Source organism: Flavobacterium sp. (assembly GCF_004295795.1).
Classification (GTDB): Bacteria; Bacteroidota; Bacteroidia; order Flavobacteriales; family Flavobacteriaceae; genus Flavobacterium.
In genome coordinates this window covers 45,940-60,764 of sequence record NZ_SEBR01000013.1, presented here as the reverse complement: position 1 = coordinate 60,764, position 14,825 = coordinate 45,940, and the positions used below count along the sequence as shown (strand labels likewise).

The following is a 14,825-nucleotide window of genomic DNA, read 5'->3' as shown; positions in this document are numbered from 1 at the left end:
TATGTGGCGCTTTAAATCCCGAAAATTCGCGACGCGATAGCTTCGGCTTTTTCCCAATCTTTCAAACTGTCGAGATTGACATGGCATTCGGGATCATTTTCTATGAAAGCGGTAGATTTCCCGTACAAACTGCCACTTTTAAGCACTTCAGTCTTTGTGATATAAATCGATCCGTCGCGGTGCCAGGCTTTTGGCAAATCCTGACGGCGGCCGATTATCTTTTCGTCTCCGGTTGCAATTTTGAGCAAACCGTCCTTTTCCTCAAAAACCCAATGCGGATTGTACTCGTGAGGAACGGCGAGCACGCTGACCAAACTGTCGGCTCCGGAAGCTTCGAATTTCGCAATCGCTTCGTCGATGAAACCGCTTTTTCGGAAAGGCGTCGTAGGTTGCAAAAGACAAACCGCGTCGAAAGTTTCTCCTAATTGCTCAAGAAATTCCAAAGCGTGCAAAATCACACCAAGCGTTGGCGAGGCGTCTTCGGCCAAATTTTCGGGACGCTTGAACGGAACCGAAAGCCCGAGATTTTTCGCGACTTCGATGATTTTGTCATCGTCTGAAGAAAGGATTGTTTTCGTCAATTTTTCGGAATCCGATGCAGCGAGTGCAGTGTAAGCCAAAAGCGGCTTCCCGAAAAGCACTTTCACGTTCTTTCCCGGAATGCCTTTCGAGCCGCCGCGCGCCGGTAGTAGTCCGAGGATTCGCATCAGTAGGTTATCGTTTTATGGAATTGCAACGGAAGTGAATGCAGCAATTCGGCGATTTTCTTGCCCGCGTCTCCGCCACCGTAAACGTCAGATTTCGGTCTTTCGCCATTTTCGACGATCGCTTTCACGGCATTTTCTATCGCGCTCTGATCGTAATCGACATCGATGACGTTCGTGCCGCGATCGCGACGGTTTTGTCTTGAGCCGATGTTCACCACCGGAACGCCCAAAGACGAACATTCGCGAATCCCGACACTCGAATTTCCGATAAGGCAAAGCGAGTTGTCCAGCAGATTCAGGAAATCGTCACCTTCCATATTCTTGAAGAAATGCACGTTTTCCATGTCATATTTTTCGCGGAACGATCGAATTCCCGTAGAAGTTCCGTCGGCGCCCGCATCAACATTGGGCCAAAACAATAATGTTGGCAAATTCAGCGCGCGAATGGCTTCCAAAGTCGCATTGATGTGCTTTCGCGAATCTTTGTACTCTGTCGTCACCGGATGTTGCATGACCACGATGTAGCCTTTGTCGAGATTGGGTTTGTTGCCCACGCCTCCGTATTTTTCGTACGGATCGAAAGTCAATGCTTTGTGTTCGGCAACTTTGTGCGCAATATCGATAGACGGACAACCCGTGTTGAAAACCATTTCGGGACTTTCTCCGAGTTTTATTACGCGATCGGCTGCGTTTTGGGAAGCGACAAAGTGATAATCGGCCAGTTTCGTAATCGAGTGCCTCACCTTTTCGTCAATGTTTCCAGTCACTTCGCCACCTTGCACATGCGCCAGCGGAATGTTCATGTAAGCTGCCGAAATCGCCGTGGCAATCGTCTCGAAACGGTCGGCGACAGTCACGACAATGTCAGGTTTTAGGTTGTCGAAAACGGTAGAAAGTTCGAGAATCCCGATTCCTGTAGTCTTGGCGGCGGCCGTGAGGTTTTCGCCTTCGAGCACATTGAAAACCCTTGCGGCGATCTCGAACCCGTCTTTTTTGATGTAATTGACCGCGCTTCCGTAGCGATCCAAAAGTGCCGAAGCGGCGACAATGAGTTGCAATTCGAGCTGCGGATGTTCCAAAATGGCCGAAAGCACGGTCTTGACGCGGCTGTAAGACGGGCGTGCGGTAATGACTACGGCGATTTTTCTCTTCTCGTTCATGAAAGGTCTTCTTGCTGTAAAAAGTCCCACTGACGCAGGTCTTTGTTTGTTTTTTTTCCGATTGCCGATGCGAAATCAGAAGCCGGAATTCCCATTTTTGCGGGTTTTTTGCCTTCGAGATCGTCCATCGTAAGCATATGTCCGGTTGGCAAGTTTTTGTTCACTGCCAATGTTTTCTCGAAAATTGACTTGAGTTCGGCGTAAGCGGAATTGTCGTCTTTGTTTATAGGATTTTTGAGCGATTCCGAAATGGCGTTCACGTCCTGAACCAATTGGGTCGTTTCTTCCAACGTCAATGATGCTTTGGCGTCAGGCCCGAAAAGTTCGCGGTGGAAAACCACGTGGAATTCGAGGATTTCGGCTCCGAGCGCGACGGCGGCAATTCCGGCGGCGGTTCTGGCCGAATGATCCGAAAACCCGATTTTCACGTCATAGCGATCTTTCAGTTGTTTGATGACATTGAGTCCGTATTGTGCGGGTTGCGTAGGATAAGCCGTCGTGCATTGCAAAATCGAGAAGTCGACGCTTTTCGTCTTTAGGAAATTCACCGTTCTGTCCAATTCGGACAAATCACTCATTCCGGACGAAAGAATCACGGGCTTTCCGGTTTTGGCGATGCGTTCCAAAAGCAAAAGATTGCTGACCTCGCCCGATCCTATCTTGTAAGCCTTCACTCCTATTTCCTCGAGCCAGTTCACGGCCATGTTGCTGAAAGGCGAACAGATGAAATCGAGATTTACCTCGTCGCAATGCGCTTTGAGGCCTTTCCATTGTTCCAAAGTGAAACCCATCCGCTTCCAATAATCGTAGCGCGTTTCGTCCTCATATGAGAATTTTATCCGGAACGGTTCGCTGGCGCTGCTTTCGGCTTCGGCTATGTGCAGCTGGAACTTGATTGCCTGAACGCCGGTTTTGGCCACGGCATCGATATATGAATGCAGAATGCCGAGACTTCCGTCGTGCGCCTGGGCGATTTCGGCGATCAGATAAGGTTTATCGGTGTTTGGAAATGACATGCGGTAAAATTAGTCAATTTGGGCTATCGGTTTTCTTTTTTCGGATGCCAGTAAATTCGGGCTTCGGGCAATTTCGAAAACGCGGCGAATTCAATTTTGGTCAATCTGTTCGATTCTTTGGAAATACGACCGAGATTTACAACAAGGTCAAAAGTGCACAAAAACAGGATTTTGAGTGCCTGGAATTCGCCTCTGAAAACGTGGTTCCTGAACTGGCTCCAAACCGAATAAGCCATTTTCGCAGGAATTTTTGAAATCGGGAAATACAGGAAATACATATACCAACCGGCGCGAAGCGAACGTCTTTTGCGAAAACCCCGATCGCTTTGCGTGCGGCGCAATTTTTGGTCGACACGATGGTGCACGAGCACTTCGGGAACATACGAAACCTGCCAGCCTTTCTTGAAAAGTTCGAGAGACGCCGTATTTTCCTCTCCGTAAAATTCGAACCATTCCGGATATGGATTTATGGTTTTCCAGGCCGACATTCTCCAGGCGTGTCCGCAGCCGACGAAGCTTTTTACGGGATGCGATGTTTCGGATGAAAACGTGGTTTCGGGCGCGTCTTTTCCCCAGAAAATCCTAAAGGCAACGAGTCCGCAGTTTTGGTTTTGATCGAAGAAATCCGACAAACGCGAAATTGGATCGTCTGACAGGAAATGTGCATCGTCGTCAAGCGAAATCGCGAAATCGGCGGTTGTCGTATTCAAAAGATGGTTTCTGCAAAACAGGTAACCTTTCGATTTATCGTTCCGAAGCAACCCGATTTGCGGGAAATTCGCTTTTACGGCATCGGATGTTCCGTCGTCCGAACCATCGTCAAAAACGCGGCAAGTGACGTTTTGCGACAACAATCCCGAAATGCGTCCTAGCGTGAACAGCAAATCATCCCGTCTGTTTTTGGTGGAAATCAGAAGCTCGAATTGGTGCATATCAGGAGTGTTTGCGAAGAATCCTGTGCTTTATAAACAGCTTTATCTTTTTGCGCCATTTGAACAATCCGTCCTTGAAAATCTTGTGGTTTCTCGTATTGGCGCGACTAAGGCCGAAACTCTCGATAAGGGCGTTGATGCGATTGGTCTGGGCGACGTCCTTTTCGTAAGCGCGCGAGTACCAGGTGTGGCAGACGATCTCGTTTCCGGCGTGATCTGACACGACGTTGGCCACGGCATCGTCCTTGACGTCTCTCGAATCGAGGTAAAGCGGTTTGAGGCCTTTGCGTCGCATCCAAAAATAAAAGCAGTAATAAGGTTCGTACAAAACATTGGTGTCATACGGATAGCGCAGCTGCGAAAGGTCGTCATCGAATTCGTCGGGAACCGTGAATTGTTGGGCAAGACATTCCTCCTCGTTCCAGATTTGCTGCAATTTGGCAAAGTTGATCACCGAGAAAAAAGTGTTGATCGCATACGGACTGAACGTTCTGTGCCTCACCATTCCGCCGTCTCTTACGCCGCAAAACATATAGTCGTTTTGTGACATGTGCTCGATGAGACCTTGTATCTTGTCGGGCGCGATAAAAACGACATCTTCATCGGCCATTATGAGCCAGTCGATTTTCTCGTTCCTGAGTTTCCTCAACATGTACCGGATGCTGTTCATCGCATACATCTTGTCGCGTCCGTCAATCACGAACCGACGGTAATCCGGATAAAGCTTGCTGGTTTTATCGTACAGGTTGAAGTTGATGACAGTGCTCAGGATCGCGACCCTGGAAGTATCTATTTTGTTTTGGGAATTCATGGTCTTGGCCTCAACTTAATTTATTCTTGGCATTCGCTATTATGACATTCATCGACTTCACCCATTCCTGCAATGTATAAACCGGATTTTCGACGACTATGGGCTTGTCTTTGCCTTCTATGAAATCTTCCATCGCGGTTTGCCATTCGCTCACAAAATTCGGTTTTTCGATCAGACGCCCGAGCTTTCCGAACTGCAACACTTCGGGCACGCCGCCTTGTTCTGAGGCAATACAGTGGCATCCGCAATTAAGCGCTTCTATCAAAGTAAGTCCGAAACCTTCGTGGCAAAGCGTTGGGAAAAGATAGCAATCGCTGGCCTGGAAGTATTTTGGAAGTTCGTCGTTTGGAATTTTTCCGACAAAACGAACATTGTCGAAATCGCCTCTTTTGTGTGTGCCGATGATCAACAGTTCATGTCCCGGATATTTTGCACTGACCGATTTCCAGGCGTCCAAAACGATCGCGAGACCTTTTTTGGGCCGATCCTGCGAACACCAAACAAAGACCTTGTCGCCTTTCAGGCCAAGATCTTCACGGATTTTATGTTTTTCATCGGCATTGACTTTGGAAAATTTCGAAGTGTCGATGCCGTTGTAAAGTATGGAAACGCGCACCGGGAAAACCGTGTAATAGGCCAAATGCGCTTTGTAGCTTTCGTTGGTAAGCAAAATAAGTTCGTCCACTTCCTTGAAGAAACCCGAAGCACCGCTGGCCGGAACAAAAGGTTCGTATCCGTGGTAAAAAAACTGCACGTGACAGTTTTGGCGAAGCCCTTTCAAAACGAGCTTTTCGTGAAAATGCCGCGCGAGCACGTAGTTGTCGACAAATTGTATCACATAGCGCTCGTTGGGTTTGATTTCTCCCAGAAGTGCATCGACATAATTTACGCGGTAATACTGTAGCTTTTTTCGGATTTTCGACCAAAACGTATTCTTCACCAAAGCATATTTTACGCCGTCGAATCGATTTTCGGGCGCTTCACAAACGATGGTATCGATTTGGTTTTGTCCGCTTTCGAAGTAATTGCGGTACATGTTCGTCCAGCTTCCGATCTTGGGATACGGCAACGGAAACGTTGAAACGAGGATTACTTTTGGCATGTCGCTGGAATTGCCGCTAAAATACACATCTATTTTTACAATACATACTTTTGGGCGTCGGCTGCCGACATTCCTTTGTAAACAAGCAATCGGGCCGCCAAATTCTTGCGTGTGAGCAGCGTCGTGAAGCATCTGACGACGATTTTTTCGAAAAAGTTGGGTTTCGCTCCCGCAGATAGCACGACCTTCGTGGCAACAGGTTTGGTTTTCCCGACTTCGGACAAGGTTTCCGGCATCCAATCTTCGCGCACATTGCCCATGTGACACGTGAAATTGTCAATTGTGGACAACCTGTAAAATCCGTTTTGCTGCACGGGTTTGTCGAGAATGTCGTTCTCGCTTTTTCCGCCGAGCTTGAATTCGGAGAAACGCTTCTGCAACGACTCAAAAATATCGCCTCGGTAGGTTGCACAGAAATGTCCCGCGCCCAAAACCGCTTTTTTTCCGTTGGACGAAAGCGTGAGATAGCGATCGAGCTGGGCTTTTGAATAATAATTTGGGTTGCCGATACTGTGTGCGAATGCCTGCAAAGCATCCGGATTCTCCACGGCAGAGAAACCGATTTTCTTCGAAAACAGGAATTTCGCCCAAATATTCGCCGTGTGGTTCCGGAACGATTTGGACGAAGGAGTGGTGCAAACGGCTCCGGCTTTGGCGAAATTGGAAAAGACTTCGCTAGCGGCTTTTTGCCATCCGTCAAGGAAAAGCACATCAGCATCTGAAATCGTGACAAGATCGAACTTGTGGCCTATCAGACCTTTGAGCACCGCATTGAGTTTGCCGATGTTGGCACTGTGGATCAATTCATGGATTTTCCCGTCTGCAAACAAACCGTCGAGATAATTTGCTACTCTGGCCGAGCTTCCGTTGTTGATTACGGTAATGAAAGTTTGCTCGTGAACGGTCTTGAACAGCGACTCGAGGCAATACGAAAGAATCTCGGGTCCGTCGCGAAAATACTCGCCTTGTTCTGGAATGTAGACTGGAATGATGACTTGGTGGAAAAAACCGGAAATGACTTCTCGCTTGTCTTTGTGCGGATTATGGCCTTGCCTCATCTTAGTGTTTTTTCGTGAATTTGGTGATTTCCTTTGGAAGATACAAACTTGGAACTGGCGAAATGCTGACTATCTGTTCACTTTCCCGCTTATTGGATTGTGCGCTAAACACATATCGTGTGCACTTTATTTTTGATTCCCAAAACGTTTCTCACTACCGCTTTGACGACTTTTGACAAAAAAGAGAACAGTTGCCTCACACGGCCTTTTCTCAAATATAGCGCTATTATCTGCAGCAGCAATCGCCAGTTCGACTTGCGGATCAAGTAAGTTTTGTCGAGTTTTTCAAACAGAAGAACTTGTTGCCAAGGAAGAAATTTTTCAAGATAGTTGTCGCAAAGGAGTTTGTAATAAATTGCCCTGGCCTCGAGTTTCTGCTTGCCGTGAGCCGGGCTTCCGGAAATACTTTGGCTGCTGATGCGCACGTTTACTGTAGCGTCGTTTATAGTCAAGACATTCCCAAAACCGGAAACTTCCAAAACGGCCAAAACATCAGAATACCAGCCGAGCGGCAATTCACGGAAATTGTTTTCCAGCAATTTTTCGGTCCTGAAAACATATTCGCTCAAGGAACTCCGGCTTTCGCGGAAAAGGAAGTCTCTTGATGTTTCTAGTTCGGGATGCAGGTAGACCGGCGAAGTCGCCACCGAGGATGCGTCAATCTTTTGGGTCGCAAAACGCATGACGTCCACTTTGGGATTTTTTGCCAGTTTGTCGTAAAAAGCTTCGACTACATTCGGATCGAGCACATCGTCATCTCCCAAAACCAGCACCCAATCTTCGTCTGCCAGAAGATCCAGGCAACGTTTCCATTGCGACGGCAGGTTTTTTCCGCCCACATTTTCATGAAACTTTTTAAAGTGTATGGGAATTTCCGATTCGTATTTCCCAATTTCCGATTCGGGATTTTCGGGACTCGAGTCGTCGCCAATGTAAAGCCTGAATCGCTTATCAGTTTGGGCGGCAAGTGACGAGAGTGTCTCGGCAAAAAAAGCCTTTTTGTAATATGGGATTACGATCGCGAGCATCTACTGTGCATTTAAGCGACTTAGGGAAGCATTCATCTTCTCGTCATCAGAACGCAATTTGCTGCGTCCTTTGATGCCTTCGATATACAGATTCGGCAAATGGTGGATGATGTTCTGGTCAAATTCCGAAACGCAGATGACCTTTTTCATGCCCGCGTATTGATAAACATCGGTATTCACTTTGCATTTCACGCTGTATTTGTTCGTACGGTCGACCGCAAAGTTCAATTTCCGTTTTAATTTATTGACGGCTTTTTTGACCAAAGAAGGCTCGAAATCGTCTACCAATTGCGTAAAATCGAAATGTTTGCCCGCCTTTTCCAACTGTTTTTTTGTCAGTATGAACGTCGCCTGATGCAAATTGGAGAACGATGCGAATTTCTTGCCTGCGAATGTACGTACCGACTTGAAATCCCATTCGAAATCGAAATGGTAGCCGGGATAGAATTTCCCCTGACCGTTTTCCTCATATTGAATGAGACCGGAAATCATGTTTTCCGGCAGAATTTTGGCATATTCCAAATGCTTGTCGATGTGATTTTCGGTAAACAGATGGTCGTTTTCGCCATAGATGAAAATGTCGTATCCGTCCTTTGCGTCCCAAAGCACCTTGCGGCACGTCAACGGAAGAAGCTGGTAGTTTTCGAGTTTTACCACATTTACCTGGTCGATTCCGTCGATCGCCAAAGGTATATTGGAATTGACGATCACAGTGACGTCATATTTTACGAAAGACTTTAGCCCGGTGACCACCTGTTCAAGATACTCGAGCTGCTCGTCTCCGTAATTTACCAACGCGGCGATGACTTTTTGTTTCATGACCCTTATTTTTCGGCTAGGACTGATTCGTTATGTTCCTATCACTTTTTGAATTTGATGCCATACGGAGTCGCGTCGTTTTTGCGAACCGAGAACAAGTGCATGTATCGTTTGTAGTTTTTCCACTCGCACTTCAGTATATCGCGCCAATCCAATCCCATGCTCTTTTCCTCTTCGCGGAAGGTATCGTCCACAAATATCGAAAAATCTTCAGCAAGCTTATCTTTGAGGAATGGTATGGCCGAGTAGCGGGCGTGAGGAGAAATTGCTCCCGTCGGGCCGTCTACCACGATCACATCGATGTTCCTGACGTCGGCGAACACTTCCGAAAGGATATCGGTGTTGTACCATTTCGTCTGATTCTTCTTTGAGATGGGCAATTTGATTTCGCTGGCCGGTGCGTGAACGACCGTAACGTAGTCAGACAAACCTTGGCTTTCCAGTATGCGTTGCAGTTCCGAAGCCCATCCTGTACTTTCCTCGACCGTGTAGAAAGACACTTTTTTGTCGTGAAGTTTCAACATCCTTGCAATACAGACGGTCGAAAATCCAGACCCAAACTCCACGATGCACTTGCGGTCGTTTACCAGGATGTCATTGCACACGTGCACGATTTCCTTCGGACTGACCGACCAAGTCGTGAGCGGCATGAAAAAAGCATCCGGAAACATCTTGTAAAGTTGCGTCAGCGCAAGCTGATCTTGTTGTAACTCGTGCGCATCTTCAAGACGAGTATCGTTTTGCTTTACCTTTGCCTTTAGCCTGTTTAGCATAGTGTTCTATTTGTTATATCCAACATTGAAATCGACGAGAATCCTACTTTGTCCCGGCGCCACTTTTTGGCCCGAACCGTAGAAATCGCCGAGACTGACCTCGAATGAGAATGCGTTTTGCACCCAATCTGCCACCTTATTGTCGACGGCGATCCAGGTAGTCACGTAATAAATACCCTCGTTGAGATTCAGCCTGTCTATGGAAAAGGTCACTTTCTCTACGCAATCGCTGCTTTGTGTCTTTACGACGCGGTTGCTCATCCAGATGATGCGTTGCCCCATTTGATCGTCTATCCTCATGTCGAAAACGATTTGGGAAGACGGCAACCGGTTTTTATTCTCGAGCGTGAATTCAAGATTGAACGGTTTTCCTATTTGCGGCATATTGTCCGGATTGGTTCCGAAAGCTTTCGCAGATATGACTTTCACGATACCGCTTCCCTGCCTATCGGTCAATTCTGCCAGTGAAACTGCCGAAGCCGTATCCTTGAGGTATTCCTGAACCGAAACATCTACCGAACCTTCGTATTTGACCATTCCGTTCTTGAGCACGATTCCGGAAGTACACAAATTTTGTATGGCGGCCATATTGTGGCTCACGAACAAAATGGTACGGCCTTGCCCTTTGCTGATCTCGCCCATCTTACCGAGACATTTCTTCTGGAATTCGGCATCACCTACGGCAAGTACCTCATCCACTACCAATATCTCGCTTTCGAGGTGAGCGGCCACGGCAAAGGCCAATCTCACATACATTCCGCTGCTGTAGCGCTTTACGGGCGTATCTATATAGCGCTCAACTCCAGAGAAATCAATGATCTCGTCCAGCTTTCGCGTAATCTCTTTTTTTCGCATGCCCAGAATGGCACCGTTCAGATAGATGTTCTCGCGTCCGGTGAGTTCGGGATGGAATCCTGTTCCTACCTCGAGAAGGCTCGCAATTCGGCCTTTTACTTTTATATCGCCTGTCGTTGGGCTCGTAACGCGTGAAAGCAGTTTGAGCAATGTGCTTTTTCCGGCTCCGTTCTTTCCGATGATTCCTACCGCATCGCCTTGGCCGATTTCAAAATTGATGTCGCGCAAAGACCAGACGATATCGCTCGATCCTTTGACGCTGCGGTCGTTGGTTTCCCCGATTTTCAGAAAAGGGTCTTCCTGCCGCAACACGCGTGTACGCACGAAACGTTCCAAGTCGCGAGATACTGTGCCGGTTCCGATTTGTCCTATCTGGTAGGCTTTCGAAATATTTTCGGCTTTTATGACAATGTTCTGACTCATATCGTATCGACGAAATTTCGCTCTGTTTTATTGAAGATGACGATTCCGGCGAAAAGAACACCTAAGGTCACCAATGCCGAATAGCCAATACTCGCGGCAGAAAATTCGCCTTGTCCCAAAAAGGCATAGCGAAAGGCTTCTATGATTCCCGTCATCGGATTCATTTCGATGATCCACGCGTAATCGGAGAATTTGGCCCTTGCTTCGCTCAACGGATAAATCACCGTGGTTCCGTACATTAGGAGTTGCACGCCAAAAGTGACCAAAAACGTCAAGTCGCGATATTTTGTCGTCATTGCCGTAATGATCAGACCTGTTCCCAAGCCGAGTGCCGCCATGAGAAGCATCAATATAGGAAACAAAGCCAAGGCCGGCGTGATCTCGAAACTGCCGGGTTTGATCACGGCGAAGTAAATCATCATCACCACGAGAAGCAGCAATTGCACGGTAAATCGCACCAAATTGCTCACGACAATGCTCAAGGGCATGATGAGTCGCGGAAAGTAGACTTTGCCGAAAATACTCGAGTTGTCGCGAAAAACCGTGCTGGTCTTGGTCAGACAGTCTGAAAAATAATTCCAGGCCGTGATCCCGCACAGGTAGAATAGCGGCTGCGGAAGCCCGTCAGTCCTGATTCCGGCGAGATTCCCAAAGATGAAAGTGTAGACTAAAGTCGTAAAAATCGGTTGGATAAAGAACCAAAGCGGACCGAGTATCGTCTGTTTGTAGAAACTGATGAAATCACGCTTTACGAACATCAGAAGCAAATCGCGGTAACGCCATACGTCGGCGAACTTTAGGTCAAAGAGCGAAGAATGACCTTCAATTACAAGGTCCCAATTCTCTTCATTTTTAGTTTTATCCATTTGTCTGTTTAGCGAAACTGCGCGCAAAGATAACAATTTGAGGTGATGAAACTTTAAAATAAACGCGTCCGAAATCGCCTGTTTTCGAGTATTTTTGTAACTCATTCCACAAAATGTTTTCGTTTCTCAAGCAAAAGCCGACCCTTAAGGAACTCATTCCGCAAAACCACGTCGATTTCCATTCGCACGTACTTTTCGGCATTGACGACGGAGCCAAAACACCAACGGATTCAATCCACCTGATTGCCGAACTGCAAAAAATGGGTTGCAACCAACTTATCGCCACGCCACACGTGATGTATTCGGTTTGGGAGAACACATCCGAAGGCATTCTGTCAAAGTTGGAAGAAACGCGCAAAATACTTCTCGAAAACAACGTCGACATCCCGATTCGGGCGGCCGCCGAGTATTTGATGGACAGCTTTTTCCTCAAACGGTTCAAGCAGGAAAAATTGCTTGCGATTCACGAGAATTACGTCTTGGTCGAGCTTTCTTACCTGAATCCGCCAATCCAGCTTTACGACATCCTGTTTGAATTGCAACTCGAAGGCTACATTCCCGTTCTGGCGCATCCGGAGCGTTATCCTTATTACTACGGACGTTTTTCGGAATATGAGAAATTGCGGAACGCGGGCTGCCGATTTCAGGTGAATCTGCTGTCGACTGTGGGCTATTACGGAAAAGACGCCGCAAAAATCGCCGATCGTTTGCTAAAACAGGATTTGATAGATTTTGCTGGATCTGACGTGCATCACGAAAGACACATCGCCGCTTTCGACAAGAAACTTATCGTCGAGGGTTCGTCCCAACTCGAGAAAGCGATCGCAAACAATCAGCTGTTCCGGAATCCTTGACCGACTTATTTTTCTTTAGAGAAAAGTTTGCCAAAAATCGAACTTAGGAACGACTTGCGCTCGGATTCCACTCCGTAGCCGTAGCCGTAACCATAACCATATCCGTAGCCATATCCGTAACCGTAGCCGTACGTTTTGCCCCAAACGGTGTCGTTGAGCAACAACGCCATGTTTGGCAATTTGCCTTCGGTGTGGAAACCTTCGACCAACCTGATCAGGCGTTTGTCGAAATAATTGGCGCGCATCACGTAAAGGAAGGCATCCATGTATTTGGCAATCAGCAAAGTATCTGTAACCAAACTCACCGGAGCCGTATCGACTATTATGTAATCGTATTTCGATTTGAGTTCAGCGAACAAAACGCCCAACTTGTCGTTCAGCAACAAATCGGCAGGATTTGGCGGAATCACGCCCGACGGCAAAACGTCAAAGTCGTCATAACCGTCAATTTTCACGATATAGTCGGAAATGTCTTCGTTGGCTTTCACAAGGTAATTCGTAAGTCCTTTCGAAGGCAATTTGACATATTGGTCGATTTTCGGATTTCTGATGTCAAGCCCGACGAGCAATACTTTTTTGCCTGACAAGGCGATCGTACTCGCAAGATTTATCGCCACGAAGGTCTTTCCTTCTTTCGGGATTGTCGAGGTGATCGCGACGGTTTTGGCTTGTCCGTCAGGTACTTTCGACAGCAAGAATTCGAGGTTCGTGCGCACGATCCGAATCGCTTCGGCAGAACTCGAACGACTGCTGGCGTTGATGATCTCGTTTTCGGTTTCCGATTTTGGGATGTCTCCGATGAAAGGTGCCGAAATTCGGCCTTCGATATCGCGGACACTCTTGACCTTCGTATCGAAAAGCTGTCGCAGATATACGATAAGCGCCGGAATAGCAAGTCCTAACGCGATGGCCAAAAAGTACATGTTGCGGCTTTTTGGAGAAACTGGCCCGACCGTAGAAATGGCCGAATCGATCACTTTCGCATTCGGAGCCGTGACCTGAAGCTGAATCCCGATTTCCTCGCGTTTCTGCAGCAAATACAGGAAAAGTTGTTCTTTGATCTGTTGTTGGCGCTCGATGTTTCTTGAGATTCTCGCCTGACCCGGAATTTTTGAAATCCGGCTCGAGACCATATCGACCTGTTTTTGCAGATCGGCGCGTTTGATCTTGAGTCCGGCGTAAAGCCTGTCGAGACTTTCCTTGATCGTGGCGCGCAAATCGACGATTCTCGCAGTCCAGTTTCTTAGCGTGGAGTTTTTTTCTGTCGCCCCGATCGCCAGTCTGTCGCGTTCGATGACGAGTTTGTTGTGTTCGGCAATCAATTCTGACGCGGTAAGATCTTCCGGAATGATATTGCTTGGAATCAGTCCGGTTTTATCGGTGGCCAAAAAGTGCTGCATTTCCTCTACCACGCGAATCTGGGTTTCGGTCATGATCAGGCTTTTTTCGAAATCCGATGAATTTTTGACGAAAACGTCGGCATCCGATGTGATGTTCGTAAGACGGTTTCTCGACATGAAAGCCTCTTTTCCGCCTTCGACGTCACCAAGTTCCACCTCGATATTTTTGAGTCTTTGATTGATGAATTCTTCGGTTTGGAGCGAAACCTGGTTCTTGTCGCGAATGGCTTCGACGTTGTAAACCGCGATTACCATATTCAGCAGGTCTTCGGCTTTTTCCTTGATCGGATCTGACAGACTAAGTTCGACCACACTTGAGTTTTTATTCAAGGCCGCCACCGAAATCCGGTTTCTGTAAGCTGTCGCGACGCTTCTCAAAGGATTGATCTCGACCTTGAGAAGAAAATCGTCAGAAGCGTCTTTCGGATGCGCTTTCTTGGTCGCGATCATCTTGAAGGTTCCCATATCGACGATGTTCCCGTAGCCGTATTCTCCCGTTCTTTTGCCGTCCGGCGTTTGGATCGCGAACGTCTTGTCGTTGCCCGAAACGATCGTGAACGACTTGTATTTCTTGTTGAAATCTTCGGTTTTCTGGAAAATCGCGATCTCGATTGGCGTGTCTTTGTAAAGCTCAAGACTTTTGACGCGACCTTCGGAAAAATAAGAAACATTGAGTCCTAGGGAATCCACCGCTTTCTCGATGATGGTCCGCGAACGCACGACCTCGATTTCATTGTCTACGTTGTTTTTCACGCCGCTTGCCAATCCCAGATCCGCGAAAGCACTGAGTTCCGACTGCATTCCACCCTTGCGCTCATCGCGAACCATGATCGTCATGCTCGCCATGTATTGAGGAACAGCATATCTCAGGTAAACCCACGCCAGTGCAAGCGAGACGAAAACGCCGAAGACAAACCATTTCCAGTGCACGAGATAAGCCTCGAACTTGTCGCGAAAGTTTAGGCTTTCATCGGGTTTTGCCGTCGTTTTTTCGGGTTTCAGTTGCGGATATTCCTGCATA

Annotated in this window: 14 protein-coding genes; 1 reads left to right on the top strand and 13 read right to left on the bottom strand. The window is 47.5% G+C overall.

From position 1 onward, the window contains the following. Positions 1-11 precede the first annotated feature (11 nt). The 12 genes from EOO49_RS12040 to EOO49_RS11985 all read right to left on the bottom strand — a co-directional run bounded on the left by EOO49_RS12040 (position 12) and on the right by EOO49_RS11985 (position 11,550). A complete protein-coding gene (locus tag EOO49_RS12040; protein WP_290845998.1) occupies positions 12-707 on the bottom strand; it encodes an acylneuraminate cytidylyltransferase family protein in 696 nt (231 codons plus the stop codon). After that, positions 707-1,867 carry a UDP-N-acetylglucosamine 2-epimerase gene (neuC, locus tag EOO49_RS12035; RefSeq protein ID WP_290845996.1) on the bottom strand — a complete coding sequence of 387 codons (1,161 nt, stop codon included), beginning with the start codon at positions 1,865-1,867 and terminating at the stop codon, positions 707-709. The genes EOO49_RS12040 and neuC overlap by 1 nt, the downstream gene beginning before the upstream one ends. Continuing rightward, positions 1,864-2,883: an N-acetylneuraminate synthase family protein gene (locus EOO49_RS12030; RefSeq protein WP_290845994.1), complete on the bottom strand. Its 1,020-nt coding sequence runs from the start codon at positions 2,881-2,883 to the stop codon at positions 1,864-1,866. The genes neuC and EOO49_RS12030 overlap by 4 nt, the downstream gene beginning before the upstream one ends. 23 nt (positions 2,884-2,906) lie before the next feature. Continuing rightward, complete coding sequence (locus tag EOO49_RS12025; protein ID WP_290845991.1) at positions 2,907-3,815, bottom strand: glycosyltransferase; 909 nt, start codon at positions 3,813-3,815, stop codon at positions 2,907-2,909. Between the two features lies 1 nt (position 3,816). After that, positions 3,817-4,626: a hypothetical protein gene (locus EOO49_RS12020; RefSeq protein WP_290845989.1), complete on the bottom strand. Its 810-nt coding sequence runs from the start codon at positions 4,624-4,626 to the stop codon at positions 3,817-3,819. A 10-nt stretch (positions 4,627-4,636) separates the two neighbouring features. After that, positions 4,637-5,728: a glycosyltransferase family 4 protein gene (locus EOO49_RS12015; RefSeq protein WP_290845987.1), complete on the bottom strand. Its 1,092-nt coding sequence runs from the start codon at positions 5,726-5,728 to the stop codon at positions 4,637-4,639. 35 nt (positions 5,729-5,763) lie between these two features. Further along, positions 5,764-6,786: a glycosyltransferase gene (locus EOO49_RS12010; protein ID WP_290845985.1), complete on the bottom strand. Its 1,023-nt coding sequence runs from the start codon at positions 6,784-6,786 to the stop codon at positions 5,764-5,766. Between the two features lie 104 nt (positions 6,787-6,890). Beyond that, positions 6,891-7,814: a glycosyltransferase family 2 protein gene (locus EOO49_RS12005; protein WP_290845983.1), complete on the bottom strand. Its 924-nt coding sequence runs from the start codon at positions 7,812-7,814 to the stop codon at positions 6,891-6,893. Next, the gene (locus EOO49_RS12000) at positions 7,815-8,633 is read right to left on the bottom strand and encodes a hypothetical protein (RefSeq protein ID WP_290845981.1); all 819 of its coding nucleotides are present in this window, start codon (positions 8,631-8,633) and stop codon (positions 7,815-7,817) included. It lies immediately after the preceding gene. 41 nt (positions 8,634-8,674) lie between these two features. Next, complete coding sequence (locus EOO49_RS11995) at positions 8,675-9,406, bottom strand: class I SAM-dependent methyltransferase (protein WP_290845979.1); 732 nt, start codon at positions 9,404-9,406, stop codon at positions 8,675-8,677. A 6-nt stretch (positions 9,407-9,412) separates the two neighbouring features. Beyond that, on the bottom strand, positions 9,413-10,684 hold the full coding sequence (locus EOO49_RS11990) for an ABC transporter ATP-binding protein (RefSeq protein WP_290845977.1): 1,272 nt from the start codon (positions 10,682-10,684) through the stop codon (positions 9,413-9,415). Then, complete coding sequence (locus tag EOO49_RS11985; RefSeq protein ID WP_290845975.1) at positions 10,681-11,550, bottom strand: ABC transporter permease; 870 nt, start codon at positions 11,548-11,550, stop codon at positions 10,681-10,683. Before EOO49_RS11985 ends, EOO49_RS11990 begins: the two co-directional genes overlap by 4 nt. A 113-nt stretch (positions 11,551-11,663) precedes the next feature. Here EOO49_RS11985 and EOO49_RS11980 point away from each other — a divergent pair, with 113 nt between their 5' ends. Next, a complete protein-coding gene (locus EOO49_RS11980; RefSeq protein WP_290845973.1) occupies positions 11,664-12,404 on the top strand; it encodes a CpsB/CapC family capsule biosynthesis tyrosine phosphatase in 741 nt (246 codons plus the stop codon). A gap of 5 nt (positions 12,405-12,409) precedes the next feature. On the opposite strand, the gene EOO49_RS11975 is transcribed toward EOO49_RS11980, so the two are convergent. Next, positions 12,410-14,824, bottom strand: a complete 2,415-nt coding sequence (locus tag EOO49_RS11975) for a polysaccharide biosynthesis tyrosine autokinase (protein ID WP_290845971.1) — start codon at positions 14,822-14,824, stop codon at positions 12,410-12,412. Position 14,825: the final 1 nt, after the last annotated feature.

Coding starts and splice junctions, on each gene's coding strand:
- EOO49_RS12025 (WP_290845991.1), bottom strand. CDS start 3,815: ATGCACCAATTCGAGCTTCTGATTTCCACCAAAAACAGACGGGATGAT.
- EOO49_RS12030 (WP_290845994.1), bottom strand. CDS start 2,883: ATGTCATTTCCAAACACCGATAAACCTTATCTGATCGCCGAAATCGCC.
- EOO49_RS12040 (WP_290845998.1), bottom strand. CDS start 707: ATGCGAATCCTCGGACTACTACCGGCGCGCGGCGGCTCGAAAGGCATT.
- EOO49_RS11990 (WP_290845977.1), bottom strand. CDS start 10,684: ATGAGTCAGAACATTGTCATAAAAGCCGAAAATATTTCGAAAGCCTAC.
- EOO49_RS12015 (WP_290845987.1), bottom strand. CDS start 5,728: ATGCCAAAAGTAATCCTCGTTTCAACGTTTCCGTTGCCGTATCCCAAG.
- EOO49_RS12020 (WP_290845989.1), bottom strand. CDS start 4,626: ATGAATTCCCAAAACAAAATAGATACTTCCAGGGTCGCGATCCTGAGC.
- EOO49_RS12000 (WP_290845981.1), bottom strand. CDS start 8,633: ATGAAACAAAAAGTCATCGCCGCGTTGGTAAATTACGGAGACGAGCAG.
- EOO49_RS11985 (WP_290845975.1), bottom strand. CDS start 11,550: ATGGATAAAACTAAAAATGAAGAGAATTGGGACCTTGTAATTGAAGGT.
- EOO49_RS12005 (WP_290845983.1), bottom strand. CDS start 7,814: ATGCTCGCGATCGTAATCCCATATTACAAAAAGGCTTTTTTTGCCGAG.
- EOO49_RS11995 (WP_290845979.1), bottom strand. CDS start 9,406: ATGCTAAACAGGCTAAAGGCAAAGGTAAAGCAAAACGATACTCGTCTT.
- EOO49_RS12010 (WP_290845985.1), bottom strand. CDS start 6,786: ATGAGGCAAGGCCATAATCCGCACAAAGACAAGCGAGAAGTCATTTCC.
- neuC (WP_290845996.1), bottom strand. CDS start 1,867: ATGAACGAGAAGAGAAAAATCGCCGTAGTCATTACCGCACGCCCGTCT.
- EOO49_RS11980 (WP_290845973.1), top strand. CDS start 11,664: ATGTTTTCGTTTCTCAAGCAAAAGCCGACCCTTAAGGAACTCATTCCG.
- EOO49_RS11975 (WP_290845971.1), bottom strand. CDS start 14,824: ATGCAGGAATATCCGCAACTGAAACCCGAAAAAACGACGGCAAAACCC.